General features: G+C 34.5%; 25 protein-coding genes and 1 tRNA gene. 20 read left to right on the plus strand and 6 right to left on the minus strand.

All coding sequences use genetic code 11. The features are described from left to right. Positions 1-52: 52 nt before the first annotated feature. On the minus strand, positions 53-1,165 hold the full coding sequence (gene prfB / locus V7P73_RS05585; RefSeq protein WP_333851943.1) for a peptide chain release factor 2: 1,113 nt from the start codon (positions 1,163-1,165) through the stop codon (positions 53-55). A 551-nt stretch (positions 1,166-1,716) separates the two neighbouring features. Between prfB and V7P73_RS05590 the strand changes: the two genes are divergently transcribed. The 3 genes from V7P73_RS05590 to V7P73_RS05600 are packed head-to-tail and all read left to right on the plus strand — an operon-like array spanning position 1,717 to position 4,073. Further along, a complete protein-coding gene (locus V7P73_RS05590) occupies positions 1,717-2,277 on the plus strand; it encodes an RNA polymerase sigma factor (RefSeq protein ID WP_333851944.1) in 561 nt (186 codons plus the stop codon). After that, the gene (locus tag V7P73_RS05595; RefSeq protein ID WP_333851945.1) at positions 2,258-2,989 is read left to right on the plus strand and encodes a hypothetical protein; all 732 of its coding nucleotides are present in this window, start codon (positions 2,258-2,260) and stop codon (positions 2,987-2,989) included. The genes V7P73_RS05590 and V7P73_RS05595 overlap by 20 nt, the downstream gene beginning before the upstream one ends. Before the next feature lie 7 nt (positions 2,990-2,996). After that, a complete protein-coding gene (locus V7P73_RS05600; RefSeq protein WP_333851946.1) occupies positions 2,997-4,073 on the plus strand; it encodes a hypothetical protein in 1,077 nt (358 codons plus the stop codon). 122 nt (positions 4,074-4,195) lie between these two features. Here the strand turns inward: V7P73_RS05600 and V7P73_RS05605 are convergent, their stop codons facing one another. Further along, positions 4,196-4,591: a hypothetical protein gene (locus V7P73_RS05605; protein ID WP_333851947.1), complete on the minus strand. Its 396-nt coding sequence runs from the start codon at positions 4,589-4,591 to the stop codon at positions 4,196-4,198. 325 nt (positions 4,592-4,916) lie between these two features. Between V7P73_RS05605 and V7P73_RS05610 the strand changes: the two genes are divergently transcribed. The 6 genes from V7P73_RS05610 (at position 4,917) to V7P73_RS05635 (ending at position 10,706) form a co-directional block, all read left to right on the plus strand. After that, on the plus strand, positions 4,917-5,330 hold the full coding sequence (locus V7P73_RS05610; RefSeq protein ID WP_333851948.1) for a hypothetical protein: 414 nt from the start codon (positions 4,917-4,919) through the stop codon (positions 5,328-5,330). A gap of 103 nt (positions 5,331-5,433) precedes the next feature. After that, positions 5,434-6,615: an acetyl-CoA C-acyltransferase gene (locus V7P73_RS05615; protein ID WP_333851949.1), complete on the plus strand. Its 1,182-nt coding sequence runs from the start codon at positions 5,434-5,436 to the stop codon at positions 6,613-6,615. Positions 6,616-6,711: 96 nt separating this feature from the next. Next, positions 6,712-8,187: an MFS transporter gene (locus V7P73_RS05620; protein ID WP_333851950.1), complete on the plus strand. Its 1,476-nt coding sequence runs from the start codon at positions 6,712-6,714 to the stop codon at positions 8,185-8,187. Between the two features lie 97 nt (positions 8,188-8,284). Beyond that, a complete protein-coding gene (locus V7P73_RS05625; RefSeq protein ID WP_333851951.1) occupies positions 8,285-9,211 on the plus strand; it encodes a mevalonate kinase family protein in 927 nt (308 codons plus the stop codon). 71 nt (positions 9,212-9,282) lie between these two features. Beyond that, positions 9,283-10,206 (plus strand): UbiA family prenyltransferase, encoded by a 924-nt coding sequence (locus tag V7P73_RS05630; RefSeq protein WP_333851952.1) that lies wholly within the window; start codon positions 9,283-9,285, stop codon positions 10,204-10,206. Between the two features lie 11 nt (positions 10,207-10,217). Then, positions 10,218-10,706: a GNAT family N-acetyltransferase gene (locus V7P73_RS05635; RefSeq protein ID WP_333851953.1), complete on the plus strand. Its 489-nt coding sequence runs from the start codon at positions 10,218-10,220 to the stop codon at positions 10,704-10,706. 149 nt (positions 10,707-10,855) lie between these two features. On the opposite strand, the gene V7P73_RS05640 is transcribed toward V7P73_RS05635, so the two are convergent. Further along, positions 10,856-11,650: a S1/P1 nuclease gene (locus V7P73_RS05640; protein ID WP_333851954.1), complete on the minus strand. Its 795-nt coding sequence runs from the start codon at positions 11,648-11,650 to the stop codon at positions 10,856-10,858. 276 nt (positions 11,651-11,926) lie between these two features. Between V7P73_RS05640 and uvrA the strand changes: the two genes are divergently transcribed. The 5 genes from uvrA to V7P73_RS05665 all read left to right on the plus strand — a co-directional run bounded on the left by uvrA (position 11,927) and on the right by V7P73_RS05665 (position 17,529). After that, positions 11,927-14,755: an excinuclease ABC subunit UvrA gene (uvrA, locus tag V7P73_RS05645; RefSeq protein WP_333851955.1), complete on the plus strand. Its 2,829-nt coding sequence runs from the start codon at positions 11,927-11,929 to the stop codon at positions 14,753-14,755. A 38-nt stretch (positions 14,756-14,793) separates the two neighbouring features. Further along, positions 14,794-14,973 (plus strand): hypothetical protein, encoded by a 180-nt coding sequence (locus tag V7P73_RS05650; protein WP_333851956.1) that lies wholly within the window; start codon positions 14,794-14,796, stop codon positions 14,971-14,973. Positions 14,974-15,123: 150 nt separating this feature from the next. Further along, entirely contained in the window at positions 15,124-15,519 is a 396-nt protein-coding gene (locus V7P73_RS05655; protein ID WP_333851957.1) for a hypothetical protein, read from the plus strand. Between the two features lie 225 nt (positions 15,520-15,744). Further along, positions 15,745-16,446 (plus strand): CoA transferase subunit A, encoded by a 702-nt coding sequence (locus V7P73_RS05660; RefSeq protein WP_333851958.1) that lies wholly within the window; start codon positions 15,745-15,747, stop codon positions 16,444-16,446. Positions 16,447-16,905: 459 nt separating this feature from the next. Next, a complete protein-coding gene (locus V7P73_RS05665) occupies positions 16,906-17,529 on the plus strand; it encodes an HD domain-containing protein (protein WP_333851959.1) in 624 nt (207 codons plus the stop codon). Here V7P73_RS05665 and pheA read toward each other — a convergent pair. Together pheA and V7P73_RS05675 are read right to left on the minus strand one after the other, a co-directional pair. Beyond that, on the minus strand, positions 17,526-18,374 hold the full coding sequence (gene pheA / locus V7P73_RS05670) for a prephenate dehydratase (protein WP_333851960.1): 849 nt from the start codon (positions 18,372-18,374) through the stop codon (positions 17,526-17,528). The two genes, V7P73_RS05665 and pheA, sit on opposite strands and share 4 nt — an antisense overlap. A gap of 16 nt (positions 18,375-18,390) precedes the next feature. Beyond that, positions 18,391-19,179, minus strand: coding sequence for a DUF2490 domain-containing protein (locus tag V7P73_RS05675; RefSeq protein ID WP_333851961.1), 789 nt, complete (start codon positions 19,177-19,179; stop codon positions 18,391-18,393). Between the two features lie 248 nt (positions 19,180-19,427). Here V7P73_RS05675 and V7P73_RS05680 point away from each other — a divergent pair, with 248 nt between their 5' ends. From V7P73_RS05680 to V7P73_RS05705, 6 genes are all read left to right on the plus strand, one after another. Further along, on the plus strand, positions 19,428-20,291 hold the full coding sequence (locus tag V7P73_RS05680) for an SDR family oxidoreductase (RefSeq protein WP_333851962.1): 864 nt from the start codon (positions 19,428-19,430) through the stop codon (positions 20,289-20,291). A gap of 34 nt (positions 20,292-20,325) precedes the next feature. Next, entirely contained in the window at positions 20,326-20,832 is a 507-nt protein-coding gene (locus tag V7P73_RS05685; RefSeq protein WP_333851963.1) for a pyridoxamine 5'-phosphate oxidase family protein, read from the plus strand. 547 nt (positions 20,833-21,379) lie between these two features. Further along, the gene (locus V7P73_RS05690; RefSeq protein ID WP_074233706.1) at positions 21,380-21,781 is read left to right on the plus strand and encodes an LNS2 domain-containing protein; all 402 of its coding nucleotides are present in this window, start codon (positions 21,380-21,382) and stop codon (positions 21,779-21,781) included. Positions 21,782-21,879: 98 nt separating this feature from the next. Further along, a complete protein-coding gene (locus V7P73_RS05695; RefSeq protein WP_333852128.1) occupies positions 21,880-22,836 on the plus strand; it encodes a D-2-hydroxyacid dehydrogenase in 957 nt (318 codons plus the stop codon). A gap of 207 nt (positions 22,837-23,043) precedes the next feature. Then, positions 23,044-24,060 carry an asparaginase gene (locus tag V7P73_RS05700; protein WP_333851964.1) on the plus strand — a complete coding sequence of 339 codons (1,017 nt, stop codon included), beginning with the start codon at positions 23,044-23,046 and terminating at the stop codon, positions 24,058-24,060. A 47-nt stretch (positions 24,061-24,107) separates the two neighbouring features. Continuing rightward, positions 24,108-24,194, plus strand: a tRNA-Ser gene (locus V7P73_RS05705). Between the two features lie 71 nt (positions 24,195-24,265). Here V7P73_RS05705 and V7P73_RS05710 read toward each other — a convergent pair. After that, positions 24,266-24,811, minus strand: coding sequence for a hypothetical protein (locus V7P73_RS05710; protein WP_333851965.1), 546 nt, complete (start codon positions 24,809-24,811; stop codon positions 24,266-24,268).

The following is a 24,811-nucleotide window of genomic DNA, read 5'->3' on the forward strand; positions in this document are numbered from 1 at the left end:
CTTTCAGAGTTCTGAAAGGATTTTTTATAATCATTTTAATAATTTAATTAATCTACAAACTATCCAACTCATCCGCAGAGCCTTGTCCTTCATTCATAAGATAAGCTTTAAGGAAAGGTGTCAGGTTGCCATTCATCACACCATCCACATCAGAGGTTTCATATCCTGAGCGCACATCTTTTACCAATTTGTAAGGATGCATCACATAATTTCGGATTTGAGAACCCCATTCGATTTTCATTTTTCCGGCTTCGATTTCGTTTCTGGCTTTCATTCGTTCCTCGAGTTCAATTTCATAAAGTCTGGAACGTAATAGCTGCATTGCTTTTTCCTTATTCTGAAGCTGAGAACGGGATTCCGAATTTTCAATGATAATTCCTGTCGGAGCGTGACGAAGGCGAACAGCGGTTTCAACCTTATTTACGTTTTGTCCACCAGCTCCGGAAGAACGCATCGTTTCGAAACTGATATCAGCAGGATTAATATTAATTTCAATCGTGTCATCCACCAAAGGATAAACATAAACGGAAACGAAACTTGTATGACGTTTGGCATTACTGTCAAACGGAGAAATCCTCACCAATCTGTGAACGCCATTTTCTCCTTTCAGATAACCGAAAGCAAATTCACCTTCTATTTCTAAAGTTACAGTTTTTACGCCTGCAACATCGCCTTCCTGGAAATTCAGTTCACGGATTTTATAGCCTTGCTTGTCTGCCCACATTGTGTACATCCGCATCAGCATACTGGCCCAGTCGCAAGACTCTGTTCCGCCAGCTCCGGCTGTGATTTGAAGAACCGCAGACAATTCATCGCCTTCGTTGGAAAGCATATTTTTGAATTCCAGATTCTCAATTTTTTCTACCAATTGAGGGAAACTTTCGTCCAGTTCTTTTTCGGAATCTGGATCTTCTTTTGCGAATTCTAAAAGAACTAGTAAATCCTCGAACTGAGAATTGATTTCCTCATAGCTTTCCACCCATTTTTTTTTGGAACGGAGCTGTTTCAGAAAAATTTCGGCTTCTTTTGGCTTTTCCCAAAATTCCGGCGCAGCAGTTTTCTCATCATCATTAGCAATCTCAATTTTCTTTTTCTCGATTCCAAGAAACTTGTGAAGATCTTCTATTCTGGATTGTATATCTTTTATTTGGTCTGTGTTTACCACGTTTGTTTTGATTTTTGCAAAAATAAGGAGAAAATTGTTAATGTTGGGAAATAATGATTGAAGTAGAAATTAAACGCAAAGTCCGCTAAGATTTTTTTTATCTAATTGAAAATATTTTAAGTTCACAAAGACGCTTTGCTCAGCGAAGAATTATTTTTAAGCCATATTGTGGTTTTATGCAGTTGATGAAAACGTTATTTCTATGACGAAACCCGCAATAGGGATAGTAGTGGAAATCCTTTTTTGTGGATTATTATGTTCACTCAAAAGTGGAAAACGTCTTCCACAAAAAAGATTGCAACGGATAGCCCGACCCGAGCGGTGGCTTTAGGAAGGCGAGGGAATTGCCATAATTTAAATTTATTTCTCGCTGATTTTACAGATTTAACTGATTCTTTTTTTTATGTTGTCTGCGAAATTAGTAAAATCTGCGAGAGTTTATTTAAAATTTATTTTGTTGATAATCAGTTATTTTACAATTAAATTTTATTTATTTTAAAAATCCAGGCAACCATTTCGGATTTTTGTCGTCTTATAGTCAGAAAGAGAAAATGAACAGAGATTTACAACATATCTTCTCCAAAGCAAAGAAAAATGACCGGCTGGCTCAAAAGAGTTTGTTCGAGATGTTTTCGGGCAAGATGTTGTCTGTCGCGAATTCTTACATCAATAATCGGGATGATGCAGAAGATGTTCTTATGAATGCTTTTTACAAAGCCTTTACGAAGATTGAAGATTGTAAAAATTATGAATCATTTCCTTTTTGGCTGAGAAAAATTGTTGTGAATGATGCGATTAATTTTATTCGTAAAAACAAGCATATTCTGTATGCAGAGACGGAATTTACAGATGCGATTGCAGAACAGACGAAAGATGTTTCGGAGTTTTCTCAGGATATAGATTTAGAAATTATTTTTAAGGAAATGCCGATTGGTTACAAACTGGTTTTTAACCTCGCTGTTTTTGAAGAAAAGAAACATCAAGAGATTGCGGAAATCCTAAATATCTCCGAAGGAACAAGTAAAAGCCAACTAAGCAAAGCAAAAAAATGGCTTCAGGATTATTTTAATCAACAACAAAACACCAAACAAAATGCAGAATCTGAAATCTAAATACGAAAATCGGGAAATGAAAGTTTCCGACAGTCTTTGGGACAGATTGGAAGAAAAACTAGACCAAGCTCCTGCTAAAGAAGAAAAACCAAAAATGATTTGGTGGAGATATGCGGTTGCGGCTGTTCTGATATTTGGATTGAGCGGAATCTTTTGGATGATAAATAAAAAAGTTGAGGTTGATAATAATCAGCAATTTGTAAATCAGACTGAAAATAGTGATAACCAGACTTCAATCCCATCAAAACAACCGGAAAATGTGGAAATTTTAAAATCAAATCCAGTTAATTCGGTTTCGAATTCTGATAATCAAAAGTTTGTGGTTGAAAATGAAGATTCTTCGACTCCGCTCAGAAATCTGAAAGATTCGGCGGAGCCAATGACAAATTCAATTAAAAAAGAAAAGTCAGTTTCAAATCAAATTCCTGAAAAAGAATTAATTATAAAAAAAGAAGAACCTCAAATTGTTTCTAAACCTGAAGAACAATTGGCTCAAACCGATATTCAAAAACCAAGAGAAAAAGTAAAATATGTGTCTTCGTCGGATTTACTTTTCGGAGTAGAAATCGATAAAGCTAAAACTGAGACACCAAAATCTGCAATGGGAATCAATACAATAAAACCAAAAAATGATTCTGATTTTCCTAATCCAAAACGTATTAAACTCTTTGGAATTACGCTCTACGAAAAAGATTCTATAACAACTAAATAATTAAACTATGAAGTTCAAAATTCTACTTTTAGCAATGCTTTCAGGCTTTGCTACAGCACAAACTACGCTTGATAATCAGATGAAATCTTATACTGAGAAAGTTAATTCAATCGTATCAACGGAGAAAGCGAATATGAAAACCGAAACGGATAAAATAGATGAAGCGTTCTCCGCTGGAAAAATCACGAAAACTGAACAAATCGCACAAAAAGAAGCCGTTTCCAAAAGATATGAAACAATTATCAATGATAAAATTGAGAAAGAGCGTCAACAATTAGAAGATATTACAAAAACAGCGGTTACCAATTCTGTTTACAATACAAAACCGGATACTTTGAAAAATAAAGATTTTTTTGTTTTCAGTACTGCGGGGCTGTCTATCAGAAAAGGTGGAAAATCTCCTGCGCAATATCTTAAAAGCAGTACTTTGAGTGTAGGTTATGCTTTTACCAATCTTACCAAAGATAAAGGAAGTTTTAATCCTTTCGAAAACGATTCTGAGATGAGAATCGGAAACTCGCACAGTGTTGAAATTCAGTTTCGTACAGATCGTCAATTAGCAGGTTTCACAAGTCCTTGGTTCATCAGATATGGCTTAGCTTATAGAACAGATACGTATATGCCGAAACGTCCACAGGTTTTTGTTCAGGAAAATTCGCAATTATATCTTGAGGATTTTCAGGAAGGTAGATTGAAACGTTCCAAATTGAGAAATGTTTATCTGACTTTACCAATTGAATTTCAGCTTTATCTTAATCCAAAATATACCGAATATGATGGTAAACAATACCTGGATGTGAGAAAAAAAATGTGGAAAATTGGAGTTGGAGCTTACGCGGGAATCAACACGAGAAGCATTGTGAAAGTGAAATATTATAACGAGAATGATAATTTCAAAAAATACGATTACACTTTGGATGACGGCGTGAATGCTTTCTTATTCGGAGGTAAATTTAGTTTGGGTTACGGAGGTGTTAATTTATTTATCAAAAAAGATTTCACTCCAATTTTCAACAGCAAAGCCAATCTGCCAAACAAAAACGGAATCCAAATCGGAATCGAAATTGCCAATATTGATTTTTAAAACTATAAATTTTCATAGAACATTCTTATACACTATTTTCTTATTAAAGCTCACATCTTGAGAGAGAGATGTGAGTTTTTAGTATAATAATATATATTTAGAAAAATATTACTAAATGAAAATTATTTAATATCCTCGTTACTTAATAATATAGAAAATGATTTATCATTTTCTAATTCTTTAGCGTTAAATAAAAAGCCAAAATCTACATCGTTGCTCATTACAAGATAGCTTTTGTTATCAATAGTATCTTTTACACAATGCCACCCATTAAATTTGCCGTTATTAATAAAATTTTTGTTTACTAATTTATTGTTTTTGTCATACCAGACTATTTCATAATCTTTTGAATAAAAATTATATTTTATATTAGCATTCTTTCCAGTTTTTATTTTTTTTAAATATTTTTTGTTAGTGTTTTCGTAAAAATAATAAACATATTTGAAATTAAAAATCGTAGTATTTTGAGCTGAAAAGTTTAATGAAAGTAGAGTGAATATTATTAGTATATTTTTCATAACGGATATTTAAATATTGTTTTCATTTCTTTTAGAATACGTAATTTGACAAAATTTCATTTTCAATCTGATATGTTGATTTGGGAATTGCTTTCTTTTCATCTTTAGAAGTTATATAAATAGATTCGTCAGACTGGAACTTTATCAGTAATGCTAATAATATGATTGATTAAGCCTAACACATTAATTCTGCAGTATTCATATCCAAAAATCTTGATATAAAATTATAAAATAAATTTGATTTTTTTTGAGGAAAATTAAAATCATCTTTTCTCTTTTTTGCAAGTCAATAATTTTTATTTACATTGGCGAACAAGAATTAAGAATGAAAAATTTACAGTTAATCGGTTTGTTTTTGGTTGTGGCAGGCAGTTTTTTGCCTTTGGTTCATATTCCAATCGTTGGAAACTGGAATTATTGGAAAGTAGATAATACACTTGCAATGGCGGTTTGGGGATTTTCTTTATTGACGCTGATTTTCATTCTAATTGACAAAAGTAAATTCGTGAAAATAATGGCATTTTTAATGATATTGCTTTTTGTTTTCACAATCGTTGCTATTAAGTTAAAATCTTTGGATTATTTCAGCTTTTTACCATTCAAATCCTGGCAATCAACATTTGCCGGAATCGTCAAATTATCTTGGGGATGGTTCATCGAATTTCTAGGAGTAACCTTAATTTTAATAGCATTAAGAAAAAATAGAATTGAACCACAAAGACACAAAGATTTACACTAGGAACACAATTAATTATAAAATTAATGAAGTTTGTGAACTTTGTGAGAAACTTTGTGAACCTTGTGTTTAAAATAGAATATCAAAACAAAAAATTAAAAATATTATGAAAGAAGTATTCATTGTATCAGCGGTCAGAACGCCAATGGGAAGTTTTATGGGAAGCCTGTCGGGCGTACCTGCAACACAATTGGGAACTGCTGCGGTAAAAGGAGCTTTAGATAAAATTAACCTTGACCCAAGTTTGGTTGAAGAAATTTATATGGGCAATGTTTTGCAGGCTGGCGAAGGTCAGGCTCCGGCAAGACAAGTTGCTTTGGGTGCGGGTTTATCCAATCATACGCCTTCTACAACTATCAATAAAGTTTGTGCTTCCGGAATGAAAGCGGTGACAATGGCAGCTCAGGCGATTAAAGCTGGAGATGTAGATGTTATCGTTGCCGGAGGAATGGAAAATATGTCAAGTGTTCCTCATTATTTGGACGGGAGAAACGGTGTGAAATTGGGCGACATCAAAATGCAAGATGGACTTTTGAAAGACGGTTTGACCGATGTTTACAACAAAGTTCATATGGGTGTTTGTGCAGAAATGTGCGCGTCAGAATATAACATTACAAGAGAAGAACAAGATGCTTTTGCAATTCAGTCCTACAAAAGGTCTGCGGCGGCTTGGGAAGCTGGAAAATTCGCGGATGAGGTTGTTCCTGTAAGTATTCCTCAAAGAAAAGGAGAACCAATTGTTTTCTCAGAAGATGAAGAATATAAGACGGTTAAATTTGATAAAATCCCAGCTTTGCCAACAGTTTTCCAAAAAGAAAATGGAACAGTAACTGCAGCCAATGCTTCAACATTAAATGACGGTGCTTCTGCTTTGATTCTAATGTCAAAAGAAAAAATGGAAGAGTTAGGTTTGAAGCCATTAGCAAAAATCATTTCTTATGCTGATGCAGCACACGAACCTGAAAAATTTACAACAGCGCCTTCCAAAGCTTTACCAATTGCTCTTAAAAAAGCTAATCTTACAAAGGATGATATTGATTTCTTCGAGTTCAATGAAGCGTTTTCTGTTGTAGGCTTAGCTAATAACAAAATCCTGGGTTTAGATGATTCTAAAGTGAATGTGAATGGAGGTGCAGTTTCTCTTGGACATCCACTGGGAAGTTCTGGATCGAGAATCATTGTAACTTTGATTAATGTTCTAAAACAGAATAATGGGAAATATGGTGCAGCTGCGATTTGCAACGGCGGCGGTGGCGCAACAGCTATTGTGATTGAGAATTTACCGTAAGATTTTTCTTTAATAATAACAAACCATTAAGAATAATTGATTTTTTAATCAACTTCTTGATGGTTTTTTTATTTTTGTCTAAATAATATATTTCCAATGTCAGAAATAGAAAAAACAATTCCCAAAAACTCAATAAAGAATAACCCAAAAATAATGCGTGCCTGGGCTTTTTACGACTGGGCCAACTCGGTTTATTCACTGGTGATCACTTCCACGATTTTCCCTATTTATTACTCGATTCTTACTACAGCTTATGAAAAAGATGAGTATGTGAAAGAAACGGGACAATGGATAAAAGTTCCTGTAAGAAATTTGATCAAAATTTTTGGGAAAGAATATCAGCCAGATGCGGTTTATGGATATTCTTTAACGCTTTCTTTTGTAATTGTAGTTTTATTGTCGCCAATTTTATCCTCTTTGGCAGATACCATTGGAAATAAGAAATCATTCCTACAGTTTTTCTGTTATCTGGGAGCAACTTCCTGTATGGGACTAGCGATGTTCACTGGAATGGGAACGGTTTGGCTAGGGTTACTATTTAGTGTGACGGCGAGTGTTGGTTTCTGGGGAAGTTTGGTTTTTTATAATTCGTTTCTACCGGATATTGCAACGCCAGATAAACAGGATTCGCTTTCTGCAAAAGGGTATGTTTACGGCTATATCGGTTCTGTGATATTGGTTGTGATTTGCTTGGTATTGATTCAGGTTTGTGCAGAAACTCCTAAGCAGGCAGCTATTTATACTAGAGTTAGTTTCTTGTTGACAGGCGCGTGGTGGTTTGGGTTTTCACAATACACCTTCAAACATTTGCCACAATTTGGACAAGTTAAAGAGCAGTTGCCAAAAGATTTGGTTTTGCTTAATTATAAAAATATTTTCAAAAGTCACGCTGAACAAGGCGGTTTTTTCGAGGTTTTAAAAGATAACATCAGTTTCTATATTGATATTGTAAAACAAAGTTTTAGAGAATTATTCAAAGTTGGAAATCATCTTTTTGGAGATAGAAATCTGAAGTATTTCCTCACCAGCTTTTTCTTTTATAGTGTTGGGATGCAGACCATTTTCCTAATGGCAACATTATTCGGAAAGAGTGAAATCAATATGGCTCAGGACAAACTGATAATGACATTATTATTAATCCAAATCGAAGCAATTATTGGTGCACTGTTTTTCTCTTGGTTATCTAAGAAAATCGGAAACAAAAATGTCATCAGTATCACAGTTGCAATGTGGATTGGAGCTTGTCTTGCGGCTTATTATCTCAACAAAGAAAATCCAAATGTAGAATATCAATTTTACGGAATTGCTGGTGTAATCGGTTTGGTAATGGGTGGTTTACAGGCGATGTCAAGATCTACATATTCCAAATTGCTTCCGACTGATTCTATGGATAATACCACATATTTCAGTTTCTATGACGTGTTGGAAAAATTAGCGATTATTTTGGGAACTTTCATCTTCGCAACATTGATAGAGCATTACAACAATATGCGTTATGCAGCTTTGTCGATGACTATTTTCTTTGCACTTGGATTGATATTTGTTCGGTTTGTCAAAACAAAATCCAATTAATTAAGTTTAATTAATATTTAATTCATAAAATTTAGGCGCGATAATTGTTAAGTTTCCAAACAAAATATTTTGTAAATTTGCAATATCAAAGCACGATATGAACAACCCTTTATTTTACGCAAAAATTCTTTTGTTCGGTGAGTACGGTATTATTGAGGATTCTCAAGGTCTTACCTTACCTTACAGTTTTTATAAAGGAACATTGAAATTCTCAGATTTGGATAACGATTTTGAAAAAAAATCAAACCAATCTTTGGAAAAATATTCCAATTATCTTTCAGAATTAGAATTGCCTGCAGAGTATAATTTAGATGTAAAATCTTTTCAAAATGATATTGCAAAAGGTTTATTTTTCGATTCTAATATTCCGCAAGGTTACGGTGTTGGAAGTTCTGGGGCTTTAGTTGCCGCAATTTTCGAAAAATATTCTCTTGTCAAAAAAAATCCTGAAACGATTTCAAAGGACGAACTTAAAGACTTAAAAGTTATTTTCGGTCAGTTGGAAAGTTATTTCCACGGAAAAAGTTCAGGAATTGACCCTTTGATTTGCTTTATGAATCTTCCGATTCTGATAGAAAGTAAAGAAAGTGTAGACAAAGTTTCTATCCCAAAAGAAGAATTGGGGAAAGGCGCGATTTTCTTGATTGATTCTGGCGTAACTGGTGAAACTGGACCAATGATTCAGATTTTCTTTGAGAAATTGAAGAACGAAGGTTTCCGTAAAACTTTGAAAGAAGAATTCATCCGTTACAACAACGCTTGCATCGATGCTTTCTTAAAAAAAGATATGAATCCGTTTTTTCGGAATCTTAAGAAATTATCGGTTTGGGCATACGAGCATTTCCGCCCGATGATTCCGGAAAATCTTTTCAATGTTTGGAAAAAAGGTTTGGATTCTAACGCTTATTACCTTAAACTTTGCGGAAGCGGAGGTGGAGGTTACATTCTCGGTTTTGCAAAAGATTATGCAAAAGCAGAAAAGATGTTGGAAGGTTTCCACAAAGAAGTAATTTACAGATTTTAAAATAAATATTTAAAGTAATATAAGCCTTTCATCGTCTAACTTTGAAAGGCTTTTTATAATAAATTAGAAAAATGACAAACGAAGCAAAACCAACTTCACGAAATGCTCTTTACCGTATTTCTCAGTTGATGGGTTTTCTTTTGGGTGCTCGTTTTTTTGTCACGGTTCTGCTCACTTTTGCGCTGTATGTTTCTACATTTTTCCTGTTCAATAGAGAAGAAACTTTAAGGAATTTTGTTTTCGATTACAAAGTTCATTGTATCATTATCTGTTCTGTGTTGAGTATTCTAGCGGGTGGAATTATCAACCGGTTTTATGATAAGGAAAAAGACCAATTGACACAGCCTTTCCGCTCAAGATTGCAGAATTTCTTAAAAGAAAAATACTTCCTCACCGCTTACGTTATTCTGAACGTATTCTCACTTGGATTGGCAATTTTTGTGTCTCACAGAGTTTTTATTTTCTTCTTGATTTATCAGTTTCTGATGTGGTTTTACAGTCATAAACTCAGCAAAATAATTGTTCTTAACAATTTCACTTTTGTATTGTTAACACTCTATCCATTCTTCGGAATGTTGATTTATTACCAGACATTTTCGCTCAAGATTTTATTCTTGGCAATTTTCCTTTTTCTAATGTTATTCATTATCGATGTTACAAAAGATACATTGACAAAAAACGCTGATAAAATGTTTGGTTATGACACACTTGCGAACCGAATCGGATTCCAGAATACAAGGTCAATCCTTTTAGTTCTTCTGATAATTACTTTGGCAATTTCCGTAATTTTAAGTGTAGGAATCGGCTTCAAAAATATAATGGCGTGGTATTTTTTAGTAACGACATTAGTCATTATTGGAACCATTTTTATGTTGTTCCGAAATCAAAAAAATGATAAATTTAAATCTCTGAATCTCCTCAGATTATGGATTTTCTTCGGGATTTTGGCAATGTTATTTGATGGAATCTTCCACAAATATCCTTGGCTTATTTAAAAAAATAAAAAATGTCAGTAACTATAAGGAAAAATAAAAAAGAAGATAACGAGATACTTGCTAAAATTATCCGATCCAGTTTTCACGATTTTGATGTGAAGAACACTTGTGGGACAGTTTACACAGATCCGACTACAGATCATTTGTTTTCTTTGTTTCAAGTTGAAAATTCTGCCTTGTTTGTGGCGGAAGAAAATGGTATTATCTTAGGTTGTTGCGGAATTTTTCCAACAGAAAACCTTCCGGAAAAAACAGTAGAACTGGTGAAATTCTATCTTACAAGAGAAGCCAGAGGAAAAGGAATCGGAAAATTATTAATGGAAAAATGTTTTGAGAAAGCTAAAGAAATAGGATATAATCAAGTTTATCTGGAGAGTTTACCTGAGTTTAGCAAGGCTGTTTCCATTTATGAAAAACAGGGATTTCAATATCTGGAAACGGCTTTGGGAAATTCTGGACATTCTGGTTGTAATCTTTGGATGATTAAAAAACTCGATTAATATTTTATCGAAAAGTCTAGAAAAAATCAAATAAAAAAGTCCAATAACCCTTGGGAATTGGACTTGTTAAATATTTTCGTACTGGTTGAGCAAATGTTACAGAGCGAAAATTTAGAGAATTTAAGTTTTCAAAATTATATTTCTGACTTTTATCCGAAAATATCATTCAGAACTTTTGCCAATCTCAAACCTCCGTACAGCAATTGTCTTTCTAGTGTAGATTCGAAACGGTAATTATAATCATAACTCAACTTAGAATCTTTCGGCGTTTGATAGTAAATAGAATTCGCGATTTTATGACTGTCAAATAGCCATTCTTCTAATGTTCCGCTTTGGATTTGTTTCACTTCATCTTTTGATTTGATATCGAGAAGATTAGCAAATTCGGTGTAAGTATATTTTTGATCTTCAACCAATTTAGAATCCCAAAGTGAATGTAGATTCGTGTTTTGTCCAAAGTAAGTCAGATTGATTTTATTGCCACCCAAATCCGCAGCCCTACCAACGTGCAAAGGCTGATGAAGGTCGCCAACCAAGTGAATCAGGAACATCAGAGCCTCTTTTTTGTCTTTTTGAGAAACATTTTTATCCTTGATTTTTTCCGACAAAATTTTGATTTGAGTATAAAGATTAGGCGATTTTTGCACAGATAAAGAATCTTTAAACTGCTCAAAATTCTTCTGTGGATTGATATTTACATAATGCCAAGACGAGGTTTCTTTCCAAACCCCTGTTGTGTCAGATTTGATGAAGTCCGGCCAGTTGGCATAGTAAGCCATTTTCTGCTCACCGAACAATTTTTTGATATTTCGCTGAGCTTTGGAAGTCAAATGATGCTGTGCGATTTCTGCTAAAATCCTGTGTCCTGTCAATCCCCAAGCAAAAGAGTAAAGTGATGACAAAATACAAACTGCGAATGCAAGTTTTGATAAAATACGTTTCATTTTTTAATTTTTTCAAGTTGCAAAGATAGTTTTAGCTTAAGTTTTATCCTCTAAAAAATAATGTTAAATATTATTAAACTTGCGCTTGATTTCTAACACAAAGACACAAAGTTGTTTCTTCCCTTTCTGTATATTTTTAAGGCACAAGGTTTTTCTTTGTGCCTTAAAACATTCGTATAGAAATATTTTTTTGTGCCTTAGTGTTTAATCAATTTAATCATTAAAAACCAAGTTAATTTCCGTAAATTTGCGTCTTCCCAGAATGAGAATAATTTAATGAAAGATAATCAGGATTTTATCGAAGTTTACGGTGCTAGAGAACACAATCTCAAAAATATATCCGTAAAAATCCCAAGAAACGAATTGGTTGTTATCACAGGACTTTCCGGAAGCGGAAAATCCTCTTTGGCTTTTGATACTATTTTTGCCGAAGGACAACGCCGTTACATCGAAACTTTTTCGGCTTATGCAAGGCAGTTCTTAGGCGGATTGGAACGTCCGGATGTTGATAAAATCGAAGGATTGTCACCTGTTATTGCAATTGAACAAAAAACGACCAACAAAAATCCACGTTCAACTGTCGGAACGATTACAGAATTGTATGATTTCCTAAGACTTTTATTCGCAAGAGTTTCGGATGCTTATTCTATGAGTTCTGGAAAGCGTTTGGTAAGTTACACAGAGGAACAAATTCTGGAAACCATCAAAGATAACTTCAAAGGGAAAAAAGTTTATCTGTTGGCTCCGGTTGTGCGTTCTAGAAAAGGTCATTACCACGAATTGTTCATTCATCTTTCCAAAAAAGGTTATTCACAAGCGAGAATCGATGGTGTTTTGCAAGACATTGAATACGATTTAAAACTTGATAGATATAAAACTCACGACATCGAAGTGGTAATTGACCGTTGGATTATTGGAGAAAATGCTTCTGAATTGAGAATGCCAAAATCTCTGAAAACGGCTTTGGAAATGGGAGAAGGAATCATTGCTATTCAGGAAATGGGACAGGATGAAGTTCACTTTTTCAGTAAGAATTTGATGGACGATTCTACTGGAGATTCCTTGGCATTGCCTGAACCAAACACTTTTTCTTTTAACTCTCCGAAAGGTCATTGCGAGACTTGTAAAGGTCTTGGTACGATTAAAAAAGTCAATACAGATTATTTTGTAGAAAACGATAAATTATCAATCAACCAAGGCGCATTGTTGCCACTGGAGCAAATCAAATCCAACAAATGGATTCTTTCTCAAATCAAATTAATTTTAGAAATTTTTGATCTTGGGCTGACAACGCCGTTTAAAGATATTCCGAAAGAAGCTTTAGATTATATCTATTACGGTTACAGCAGTGACGTTACTAAAGAATTAAAACACGCAGGAATTTCGAAAAAAATCAAAATCAACTTCGAAGGTTTAGTCAAAATTCTTGAAGAGATTGTTGAAGAAAGAGAAAATTATGATGCGGTTTTGGTTGAACGAAATTTCACAACCGAAGAAACTTGCCCGACTTGTAAAGGCGCGCGTCTTCGTCAGGAAAGTTTGAGTTTCAAAATCGATGGAAAAAATATTGCAGAAGTTAACGGATTGTCTTTGTTGGATTTCAAAGATTGGTTAGCGGATGTGAAAGATAAATTCAGTGATAAAAATAAATTGATTGCACACGAAATTCTGAAAGAAATCGAAACCAGATTACAATTCCTTTTGGATCTTGGTTTGGATTATTTGAGTTTGAGCAGAAGCTCTAGAACGCTTTCTGGAGGAGAATCTCAGCGTATTCGTTTGGCAACTCAAATTGGTTCTCAATTGGTGAATGTTCTCTACATTTTGGACGAACCTTCAATTGGTCTTCATCAACGTGATAATGAAAGGTTGATTAAATCTCTGAAGGAATTACGTGATATTGGAAACTCTGTTTTGGTTGTGGAACACGACAAAGATATGATTCTGGAAGCCGACCACGTTTTGGATATTGGTCCAAAAGCGGGAAAATTCGGTGGAGAAATTCTTTGGCAAGGAAATCCGAAAGACATTACCAAAGCTAACACAATCACAGCCGATTATATCACAGGAAAACGTAAAATCGAAATTCCTGCTGAACGAAGAGCTGGAAACGGAAAATCTATTGTTCTGAAAGGTGCAACAGGAAATAACCTTAAAAATGTTAATCTGACGATTCCGTTAGGGAAATTAGTGGTTGTTTCAGGGATTTCGGGAAGTGGAAAATCATCATTGATTAACGGAACTTTGTACCCGATTCTAAACCGTCATTTTTACAGAGCAATTCAGGAACCTTTACCATATAAAAGTGTTGAAGGAATTGACAATATCGACAAAATTGTAGATGTTGACCAAAGTCCAATTGGGAGAACACCACGTTCCAATCCTGCGACTTACACGGGAATGTTCACAGATATCAGAAATCTTTTTGCCGAATTGCTAGAAAGTAAAATCCGTGGTTACAAAGCCGGACGTTTTTCTTTCAATGTGAAAGGCGGAAGATGCGAAACTTGTCAGGGTGGCGGTTTGAAAGTGATTGAAATGAATTTCCTTCCGGATGTTTATGTTCATTGCGAAACCTGCCACGGAAAACGTTTTAACCGAGAAACTCTGGAGGTTCGTTACAAAGGAAAATCGATTTCTGATGTTTTGGATATGACGATTAATGAAGCGGTAGAATTCTTCCAACCAATTCCGAAGATCTTTAATAAAGTAAAGACTTTGAAAGATGTTGGTTTGGGTTATATCACAATCGGACAACAATCCACAACTTTGAGTGGAGGAGAAGCACAACGTGTGAAGCTGGCAACCGAACTTTCTAAAAAACAAACCGGAAATACATTATATATCCTAGATGAGCCGACAACCGGACTTCATTTCGAAGATGTGAAAATCCTGATGGAAGCGATTACACAGTTGGTTAAATTAGGAAACTCTTTCATCATTATCGAACATAATATGGATGTGATTAAATTGGCTGACCATATTATTGATGTTGGACCAGAAGGAGGAAAACACGGTGGACAAATCATTGTAGAAGGAACGCCGGAAGAAGTAATTAAATCTAAGAAAAGTTTGACTGCTAAATTTTTGAGGAAAGAGATGTAATTGGTATCAGATTTGTGATTCTGTACGAAAAACCAGTTATGAAATCATTTAAAATTTATCTTTCACTTCTTGTTTTCGCTTTTAGTATTATATCTTGTGAAGTAAGAACTACAACAGGTGCCAAAACGGTAAGTGGAAAATCAATCCCACCGGGACAAGCTAAAAAAATCTATGGAACCAAGTCTGCTAAGCCTTTCGCTCCTGGACAAAACAAATAAATTGCATTTAGGACTTTGAATTTTCAGAGTCCTTTTTCTTTTTCCAATGTTAAATTTTCACTTTCAATATTAATTTAATATTAACTAAAGATTAATTTAGTGTATATTTGTTGTAACATTAGATAAGTAATAACTTAAAATCAATTGATTATGAACAAGAAAATGCTAGCGTTATCAATATTTTTATTTGGAATTTTAGGAACGCTAAACTTAGCAAAAGCTCAAACTACGGACAACAACATACAAGAAGTCTTCTTACAATCGGGAGATGGTTTCGGGGAATTAAGGAAATTGCTGAAGGATAATTTCGACTTCACAAACCAAGATTACAAAGAGGGAGTCGTGAATTCCAACGTGAGATTCAGTTTGGCCGAAAACGGAAAAATTACCAATGTTCACGCCAACGGCGATTGCAAAAACGTGAGCAAAGAAATCGAAAACGTATTGTCACACCTCATCTACAAAGTAGATATGGACAAACTGAGCCAAAAAATAGTAGCATCATCTTATGTAATGCCCGTGAGCGTTACAATAGACAACCGATAAAAGTTTAAAATTGTTAGGGAAAAGTCATACATTTTTGGTGTATGGCTTTTTTTGTGGCAAAATTTAAGGAAAATTTTATTGAATTTGTCATTCCCTAGGAATCTAAACTGTTGAGATTCCTAGGGAATGACAATATTATGGTTTTATTTTGCTCTAGTCTTCGCATATTAAATGATTTTTCTATATTTATAAACCAACAAATTGAACAAAAGAAAACTCAATTTTATGATTGATAAAAGAGTGAAAAACGCTCAAGAAGCGGTAAAAGATATAGAAAACGGAATGACGGTAATGCTTGGTGGATTCGGGCTTTGCGGGATTCCTGAGAATTGTATTTCAGAATTGGTAAAGAAAAATGTCAATAATTTGACTTGTATTTCCAACAATGCAGGCGTTGACGATTTTGGTTTAGGCTTATTATTACAGAAAAAACAAATCAAGAAAATGATTTCTTCCTACGTTGGAGAAAACGCAGAATTCGAGAGACAAATGTTATCCGGAGAATTGGAAGTAGAATTGACGCCTCAAGGAACACTTTCTGAAAAATGCAGAGCTGCACAAGCTGGGATTCCTGCTTTTTACACGCCAGCAGGTTTCGGAACCGAAGTTGCGGAAGGTAAAGAAGTTAAAGATTTCCACGGAAAACCTCATATCTTAGAATACGCTTACAACGCAGAATTCTCCATCGTAAAAGCTTGGAAAGGTGACTACGCAGGAAATTTGATTTTCAAAGGTTCAGCTCGTAATTTCAATTTTCCAATGGCTGGAGCCGGAAAAATTACCATTGCGGAAGTAGAAGAATTGGTAGAACCAGGACAATTAGACCCGAACGAAATCCATATTCCTGGAATTATGATTCAAAGGATTTTCCAAGGGGAGAATTATGAAAAGAGGATAGAGCAGAGGACTGTGAGGAAGAAGGCTTAAAAATAAAAACCGTTTCATTGAAAAATGAGACGGTTTTCTATTTATCGTTGTAATGACCTAAAGATTGGATGAGCGTTACAGAAACCTCTTCTTCAAAAATTTCATAAACAAATCGGAGTTGAACTATATACTTTCCCATATTTTTTTAGGGTCAGTGGTCAATAGTTTTCCTTCTTCTTTTTCCTTTCTTGCTTCGTTGATTTTTTTTTCGAGTTCAGGATTTATAACTTCAGATTCATTTTTTTGAAAGTGAACTGGATTTTCATTTCTTCAAGTAATAATTTGAGCAAACGTAATTGCTTTTCGTTTTTAGGTATAATTAAAATGTTTTCCATAATCCTATTTTTAACAAAGTTATGAAATTTGGTATTCTTTAGTTTTAAAAATTTTTTAGATTTGAGAAAAAATATAGTAAAGGATTTTAATGAAGAAGCATAAATTAAAAAATAGTATATTGTGATGATTTTTTATCTTAATTCAATTTTCTCAGATTTAATCTCAAAACACTCCGATAATGAAATATTAAAAACTGATTATTGGAAAGAAATAGAAAAAGCATATTCTCAAAAAAGCAGAAAATATCATAATCTGACTCATCTTGAGAATATGATTCTTGAAATGGAAGAAGTAAAAGATGAAATTTTAGATTACGATTCAATACTTTTCTCAATTTTCTATCACGACATTATTTACAAAGCGACATCAAAAGACAACGAAGAAAAAAGTGCAGAATTAGCAAAAACCAGACTTGAAAAACTGGATATTACGAAGGATAAAATAATTAGAATTTGCAATCAAATTCTTGCTACAAAGTCTCATAAAAAAAGTGAAGATTCTGATACCAATTTTCTTATTGATGCAGATTTAGCAATTCTTGGTCAAGATTGGACAATTTATGAAAATTACACTCAACAAATCAGAAAAGAATATTCCATTTATCCTGACTTTATGTATAAACCTGGGCGCAAAAAAGTATTGATTCATTTTCTTGAATTCGACGAAATTTTCAAAACAGATTACTTCAAAGCAAAATATGAAGAAAAAGCTAGGGAAAATATTCAAAAAGAATTAGAAATCATCTAACCTTCCAACAAAAACTCCTTATAATTCCCCAAAAACTTAACATCAGCGCCAATCGCTCTTAGTTCATCAATCGAATTAACATAAAGAACATTGTTCCAATCGCCGACAACCGTTACAAAAAAGAAATAATTCCCCAATTTGGTTTTCAAAGTTCGGGATTCGATTTTGCTAAGGTTCATATTTCGCCACGCAAAAACCGATAAAACCTGATGAAGTCCACCAGCGTGGTCTTGAGGAAGCGTAATGAGAAGTCCAGTTTTCTTTCCGGAACTATTCAAATCACTCTCAAAACTTGCTTCACTTTTAGAAATAACAATGAATCTTGTATGATTCTGTTCAAAATCGTGGATATTTTCGTCGATGATTTTTAAGCCGTACAGATTCGCAGCAAATTTGTTTGCAACAGCTGCAATCTTTCTGTCAGGATTTTCAGAAACACGTTTTGCCGCAGCTGCTGTAGAAGCAAAATCTTGTTTAGGAACGTTAGGATATTTTTGATTCAGGAAATGAAAACTTTGAGCAAGAGCTTGTGGATGAGAATAGATTTTCTCCATTTCAGTTTCATTTTCTTGACTTGGATGAATCATCAGATGGTGAGCAATCGGCATCACTGCTTCAGCTTCAATCTTGATTTCCGGCGTTTGATAAAGATAATCCAAAGTCATCGAAACCGTTCCTTCTATCGAGTTTTCCAACGGAACAACCGCTTTATCAGCTTCATTATTCTGAACCGCCAAAAAGCAATCCAAAATATTAGCTTTCGGAATCAATTCTTCGTTTGGGAATAATTGAGTCGTGGTCAACTGCGTAAAAGAGGCTTCAGGTCCTAAGAATGCTATTTTCATATTGCGAAATTAAAGATTATTCTGATTTCTTAGAGAAATCGAAATTAAAATTGGCGCTTACGATAAAACCATTGTTGTATTGGAACACATTTTTACCTTCAACTTCTCTCCCCAACTGCACAATCTGATTCAGATAACCACCTTCTATTCTTACCAAATCATTGAATTTATATCCCAACAAAATGCCGATTCGGTTTTGGTCAAAAATATTTTCGCCAACATTTTTCCCAAAGCCAATCATTACCTCATCGTAAACCGCAACATAAGGCGTTTTCGTTGCAATGGAATTTCCTTTCAACGGCATTTGCAAACGAATCATATATCGCGCTCTATTCATAAAAGGATATTGGTCTTCCGAAGTAAGATTGGCATTAGAATATCTCCCAACCCAACGCTGTTCCAGCATAAAACGATGTGACAAATCGATTTTTCCAATCTTGTCGGTCACAGTTGCCATTTCGTAAATTCTATGTTCAGTAAAATCTTTTCCCATTGCGTTCAGTGGGATTTCTCCGTAAGGAAAAGTCTCTACCCAAGCATAACCAAGACGCAATTGCAGGTTCGGATTTGCTTGATAATTGATTCCCAGACGCAAAAGACTCTGTTGCCAAGTCATGATATAATCATTTCTTCTCCACTGATATTCTGTGTGGATTGAGAATTTGGAATCGAGTTTAAAAGTTCCGTTGTAAGCATACCAGCCAATATTATTGTGATTGCTGATTCTGTTTTGCGCGGAAAATGAATTGGAAATTAAAACTAGAAATAATGCGCTAAAGAATAATTTTGCTTTAGTGAAAATCATATTTAAATTTTATCGATTTCAGCAAAAATAGGGATTCATAAAGGCAAAAGCAAATAGGTTAAAGTATATTTTTTTTAAAAAGGAGGATTCAAAATCATTTGAAAGAAAATTATTTTTGAGACACAAGTATTTAATTTCATTAAGATTTAATAAAGTTTCGATAGGGTTGTAATTTTTTTTAAGTCAAAAACAATTTTACATATTTTTCATTAATAGCACATTATTTGTAACTATTTCGAAAAGTAAAAATGGAAAAGGAGATAAAAAAGAAAATCAGACCTCAGCAAAAACAGAGGCGACCTGGATTGGAAAAAAATATGAATCCAGTTCCTGAAACTGAACCAATCGATTATCCTAAAGAAGGAAAATTGAAAAATAAAGTCGCACTAATTACTGGCGGAGATAGCGGAATTGGAAAAGCAGTCGCATTATTGTTTGCAAAGGAAGGTGCTGATGTGGTAATCGCTTATCTCAGCGAAACAAAAGATGCTAAAGAAACCAAAAAAGAAATTGAAACTTATTCAAGAAGATGCACTTTGATAAAAGGAGATTTAGGAAAAGAAAATCACTGCAAAAAAGTCATTGATATCACCATTAAAAATCACAAAAAAATTGATATCATCATCAATAACGCTGGTTTACATTGGGAATCTAAATCTATTGAAGATATTACTACGGAACAATTAATAAAAACGTTTCAAAATAATTTCTACTCCTATTTTTGGATAACTAAATATGCAATACCTTATCTCCAAAAAGGTTCTTGCATTATCAATACGGCTTCTGTAACCGCTTATCGCGGAAGTCCCGGATTGATAGATTATTCTGCAACAAAAGGAGCAATAATATCTTTTACCAGAAGTCTTTCTGCTAATTTGATTGATAAAGGAATTCGTGTAAATGCAGTTGCTCCAGGTCCAATCTGGACTCCCTTGATAGCGTCATCATTTAAGCCTACAAAGAATTCAGAATTTGGTAGTGATTCTCCAATGAAACGTGCAGGCCAACCTAATGAGGTTGCTCCGAGTTTTCTGTTTCTAGCCAGCGAAGATTCTAGATACATCAGCGGACAAGTACTTCATCCGAATGGCGGGGAAATTGTTAATGGGTAATTTAAATTTTACAAATCACTAAAAATAAAATATTATGTCAACCGAAAACCTAACACAGCAAGAAGCAATTAAGAAAATCAAAGAACTATCCGAAAAAGCCAGAATCTGTATGTTCTGTACAGAATTGGAAAGATTGCCAGTTAATTCCAGACCAATGGGAATTCAGGAAACCGATGATAACGGAAATCTTTGGTTTATCAGCAGTGAAACAAGTAATAAAAATTTCGAAATCAAGGAAGATAATCGGGTACAGCTTTATTTTATGAATAACAGCGACTCCGAGTATCTTTCTATTTACGGGGAAGCCTTTGTTTACACAGACCGAGCAACGATTGAAGATAAATGGTCTCCGATGGCTAATGCTTGGTTTGATGGAAAAGATGACCCCAATGTTTCTATCATCCGCGTAGAACCGAAAGAGACTTACTATTGGGATACAAAAGCTGGGAAATTAGTAAGTCTTCTTAGTTTTGCTGCGGCTGCAATAAGCGGAAATAAGACGGATAATTCTGACGGAGTTGAAGGAACAGCAAGAATTTAAATCTAACAATTCCTAGGATCTAATGGAAATGTAGCTTTTTCTATTGAAGAAGTTTTTTATGATACGGCAATCTCCCCAAGCGGAAGTGTTGTAGCGGGTGCTGAAAGGGCTTATGAAATCATAGAAATATTAGGCGCAGACGTATTCTTAACCTAAAAGTCGGATTTAACGATTATAAAAAATACCGTTATGCAAACATCTATTAAAACGACTTGTTATCCAGCTGCAGTTAATTATCTTAAATTTTATAAAAAAGGGAAGGTTATGGAGATATTCAAAGTTTTAAAAACGGATAAATAATAAAAAAAAGTTTATAAAGGGAGGTAGTTTCTCCCTTTTTGTTTTATAAATGATGACATTTTTTAAGTTTGATTTGAAAAATAATTAGTTTAGAGTTAAAAAATCCACTTTGTGTAAAATATGAATTAATTTAAACGAATAATATTCTCAAAAATATTCTATAAAATGAAGAATTTATTAAGCTTTTGATAATGATTTGCTACGTTGAATATAATAGTGTAATTTTGCCAACTTAATTTTGAACCTCATGGAATTAGAATATGTAGAGCATCTTAGCCCAATGCTGAAAGGTGATATCAAGAATTATTTAATCGATATCGATGGAACAATTACAGATGATGTTCCTAATGAAGAACCAGAAAGAATGGTAACTTGCGAGCCTTTTCCGGACGCTTTGGCGACAATAAACAAGTGGTATGACGAAGGTCATCAGATTTGTTTTTTTACTTCCAGAACAGAGGATTTGAGAGAGATTACAGAAACTTGGCTCAACAAACACGGTTTCAAATACCACAGCGTTTTGCTGGGAAAACCAAGAGGTGGAAACTATCACTGGATAGACAATCACCTTGTGAGAGCAACAAGATATAAAGGAAAATTCACGGATTTGGTTGAAAAACAAGTAACCATAGAGGTTTTCCGTGACTAATAATATCAATGATAAATGATGAGTGATAGATGATGTCATTAGAATTGGTTCGACATCAGTATCATTTATCACCTATCGATTATCAATTATACAAAAATATGAAAGTACTTGCTAATGACGGATTGACACAATCTGGAATAGACGCTCTTAAAGAAAATGGATTTGAAGTAATCACGAACAAAGTGGCTCAGGAAAATCTAATCACTTACATCAACGAAAATCAAGTGAAGGTTTTGCTTGTAAGAAGCGCAACGAAAGTGACGAAAGAAATGGTGGACAATTGTCCAAGTCTGGAAATCATCGGTAGAGGTGGTGTTGGAATGGATAATATCGAAGTGGCTTATGCAAGAGAGAAAGGTAAACACGTAATCAATACACCTGCAGCTTCCTCGGAATCTGTTGCGGAGTTGGTGTTTGCGCATCTTTTCTCTGGAAGCAGATTTCTGCAAGACTCCAACAGACAAATGCCTGTGAAAGGAAACACTGAGTTTGCAAAATTGAAGAAAAAATACGAAGCCGGAATTGAACTTAGAGGTAAAACCATCGGAATCGTAGGAATCGGAAGAATCGGGCAAGAAGTTGCAAGAATCGCTCTAGGATTGGGAATGAAAGTGATTGCTTCTGACACCAGAATCGGGAAAGCAAGTGTACGTGTAGATTTCTACAATCAGCAATATATCAATGTGGAGATAGAAACAGAGCCGTTGGAACAATTGATTCAGCACTCAGATTTTATCACGCTTCACGTTCCAGCTCAGAATGGTCCCATCATCGGAAAAGCAGAATTGGAAAAAATGAAACCCGGCGCAGCAATTGTAAACTGTGCTAGAGGAGGTGTAATTGATGAAGAAGCTTTGATAGAAGCTTTAGATTCTGGAAAATTAGCGTTTGCAGGTCTTGATGTTTTCGAGAACGAACCAACGCCTTCTGAAAAAATCTTGACCCATCCAAAAATCTCTTTGACACCTCACACAGGTGCGGCTACAGAGGAAGCTCAGGACAGAATCGGAACAGAGTTGGCAAATCAAATTGCAAGTATTCTTTTGGTTAAATAATTTAACTAAAACATCAATATAATGCTCGTTTTTTTAACGGGCATTTTTTATTTTCCCGATTCAGATTAAAATTTTACTTTTGTTGAGTTTTTTTATGGCAGCTTAATCCGTCTTCCGCTCCCAATCTTTTTGTTCCGCTTTGCTCCACAAAAAGGATTTCCGCTCAAGCCGGGCTGCAACATTTGACCTTTGAATCAAATTCAGTCTATGAAAAGAAAAGTCTTACTTATTTATACCGGCGGAACTATTGGAATGGAGAAAGATTACGAAACAGGAAGTCTTGTTCCATTTGATTTTTCCACTATTTTCAAAAGAATCCCAGAAATGAACCTTCTCGAATGCGAAGTCTCTGTTCATCCATTCGAAAATCCGGTAGATTCTTCCGATATGGGACCCAATGAATGGCGAATGATAGCAGAATGGATTTATAAAAATTACGATGCTTTTGACGGATTCTTGATTCTTCACGGAACAGATACAATGTCTTACACGGCTTCTGCACTTAGTTTTATGCTGAAGAATCTTGGTAAACCAGTGATTTTGACAGGTTCTCAATTACCAATTGGAGATTTGCGAACCGATGCCAAGGAAAATCTTTTGACGAGCTTATATTACGCCAGTCTTTATGAAAATGATGAAGCCGTCATCAAAGAAGTCGCTGTTTATTTCGAATACAAACTTCTTCGTGGAAATAGAAGCCTGAAATATTCTGCTGAGTTTTTTGACGCTTATCAAAGTCCAAATTATCCAATTCTTGGACAGTCGGGCGTTCATCTTAATATTGAAAAAGATTTGCTTTGGAAACCCAAAGGCGAATTTGAGCTTGATATTTATCTCAATGAAAATGTGATTTTTTACAGGATTTTCCCCGGAATGAACTTCGGATCTCTGTTGGAATTCAAAACACCGGAAGCGATTGTCTTGCAGGTTTTCGGTTCGGGAACGATTTTTAATAATGAAAAAACTCAAAATATTCTTCAGGAATTGAGAAATCGTGGAATAGAAATCGTGGTGATAAGTCAATGTGTATCAGGAGGAATTAGTTTTGGAAAATATAGCAATAGTAATATTTTCACAACAATCGGTGCAATCAGCGGAAAAGATATGACAGCAGAAGCTGCGATTACCAAAGTGATGCATATTCTCAACAATCCGAAATATGATAAGTCGTTCTCGGAATTATTGTGTGAAAATATTTCGGGAGAAGTGACAGAAGATTTTTAAAAATCCTTGGAGGAATCAGATATTTCATTATATTTGCAACCTCAATTAGAGAGGTGTCCGAGTGGTTGAAGGAGCTAGCCTGGAAAGCTAGTATACGGGTAACTGTATCGAGGGTTCGAATCCCTTCCTCTCTGCATTTTGAAGTTTTCAAAAACAAAAACGACTAAAATTACTTTAGTCGTTTTTTTATGATCAAATTTTTATATTATTCTACCTTTTCCAAAAGATACAGCTTCCCGCCAGAGAAAGCTAATTTAGGCATCAAATTGCCTTCTAAAACCATTGTTTTGCTTTTAATGTCGATTACGGAAATATAATTGCTGGAGTTATATTCGATGTAGTTTTCTTTTTCTCTGGTTAAAGGATTTTTCCCGAATTCAAAATCATATTTTCCCCAATCCACTTTTTCTGTGCTGCAATGCACCGGTTTGAATTTCGATTTTTTTGAATTGAAAATAATTTGGTCAAAACCTTCAGCACATTCGCTTTCGAAAGAACTGTCCGGATTTTGGTCATTAGTAAAAGTTTCAAAAGAACCTTTGTAAACACCAATCACTTTCCAAGTCCCGTCTATTCTGTCTTCATCTATTTTTCCATTCGCTTTGCTTACCGCCCAGCTTACTCCTTTTACGGTTCCTTTTACAGTTTTGTAGCCAACTTTAGCGACACCTTTTACCACTTTTGCGGCTGTAGAAACAACACACGATTGTAAAAAGGCAATAGCGCAAACAGCAATAATTATTTTTCTCAT

The organism is Epilithonimonas sp., from assembly GCF_036780765.1.
Classification (GTDB): domain Bacteria; phylum Bacteroidota; class Bacteroidia; order Flavobacteriales; family Weeksellaceae; genus Epilithonimonas.

Coding starts and splice junctions, on each gene's coding strand:
- V7P73_RS05630 (WP_333851952.1), top strand. CDS start 9,283: ATGACAAACGAAGCAAAACCAACTTCACGAAATGCTCTTTACCGTATT.
- V7P73_RS05710 (WP_333851965.1), bottom strand. CDS start 24,811: ATGAGAAAAATAATTATTGCTGTTTGCGCTATTGCCTTTTTACAATCG.
- V7P73_RS05695 (WP_333852128.1), top strand. CDS start 21,880: ATGAAAGTACTTGCTAATGACGGATTGACACAATCTGGAATAGACGCT.
- V7P73_RS05665 (WP_333851959.1), top strand. CDS start 16,906: ATGATTTTTTATCTTAATTCAATTTTCTCAGATTTAATCTCAAAACAC.
- V7P73_RS05660 (WP_333851958.1), top strand. CDS start 15,745: ATGATTGATAAAAGAGTGAAAAACGCTCAAGAAGCGGTAAAAGATATA.
- V7P73_RS05650 (WP_333851956.1), top strand. CDS start 14,794: ATGAAATCATTTAAAATTTATCTTTCACTTCTTGTTTTCGCTTTTAGT.
- V7P73_RS05625 (WP_333851951.1), top strand. CDS start 8,285: ATGAACAACCCTTTATTTTACGCAAAAATTCTTTTGTTCGGTGAGTAC.
- V7P73_RS05635 (WP_333851953.1), top strand. CDS start 10,218: ATGTCAGTAACTATAAGGAAAAATAAAAAAGAAGATAACGAGATACTT.
- V7P73_RS05605 (WP_333851947.1), bottom strand. CDS start 4,591: ATGAAAAATATACTAATAATATTCACTCTACTTTCATTAAACTTTTCA.
- V7P73_RS05610 (WP_333851948.1), top strand. CDS start 4,917: ATGAAAAATTTACAGTTAATCGGTTTGTTTTTGGTTGTGGCAGGCAGT.
- uvrA (WP_333851955.1), top strand. CDS start 11,927: ATGAAAGATAATCAGGATTTTATCGAAGTTTACGGTGCTAGAGAACAC.
- V7P73_RS05595 (WP_333851945.1), top strand. CDS start 2,258: ATGCAGAATCTGAAATCTAAATACGAAAATCGGGAAATGAAAGTTTCC.
- V7P73_RS05590 (WP_333851944.1), top strand. CDS start 1,717: ATGAACAGAGATTTACAACATATCTTCTCCAAAGCAAAGAAAAATGAC.
- V7P73_RS05655 (WP_333851957.1), top strand. CDS start 15,124: ATGAACAAGAAAATGCTAGCGTTATCAATATTTTTATTTGGAATTTTA.
- V7P73_RS05690 (WP_074233706.1), top strand. CDS start 21,380: ATGGAATTAGAATATGTAGAGCATCTTAGCCCAATGCTGAAAGGTGAT.
- V7P73_RS05680 (WP_333851962.1), top strand. CDS start 19,428: ATGGAAAAGGAGATAAAAAAGAAAATCAGACCTCAGCAAAAACAGAGG.
- V7P73_RS05700 (WP_333851964.1), top strand. CDS start 23,044: ATGAAAAGAAAAGTCTTACTTATTTATACCGGCGGAACTATTGGAATG.
- V7P73_RS05685 (WP_333851963.1), top strand. CDS start 20,326: ATGTCAACCGAAAACCTAACACAGCAAGAAGCAATTAAGAAAATCAAA.
- V7P73_RS05620 (WP_333851950.1), top strand. CDS start 6,712: ATGTCAGAAATAGAAAAAACAATTCCCAAAAACTCAATAAAGAATAAC.
- pheA (WP_333851960.1), bottom strand. CDS start 18,374: ATGAAAATAGCATTCTTAGGACCTGAAGCCTCTTTTACGCAGTTGACC.
- V7P73_RS05675 (WP_333851961.1), bottom strand. CDS start 19,179: ATGATTTTCACTAAAGCAAAATTATTCTTTAGCGCATTATTTCTAGTT.
- V7P73_RS05640 (WP_333851954.1), bottom strand. CDS start 11,650: ATGAAACGTATTTTATCAAAACTTGCATTCGCAGTTTGTATTTTGTCA.
- V7P73_RS05600 (WP_333851946.1), top strand. CDS start 2,997: ATGAAGTTCAAAATTCTACTTTTAGCAATGCTTTCAGGCTTTGCTACA.
- V7P73_RS05615 (WP_333851949.1), top strand. CDS start 5,434: ATGAAAGAAGTATTCATTGTATCAGCGGTCAGAACGCCAATGGGAAGT.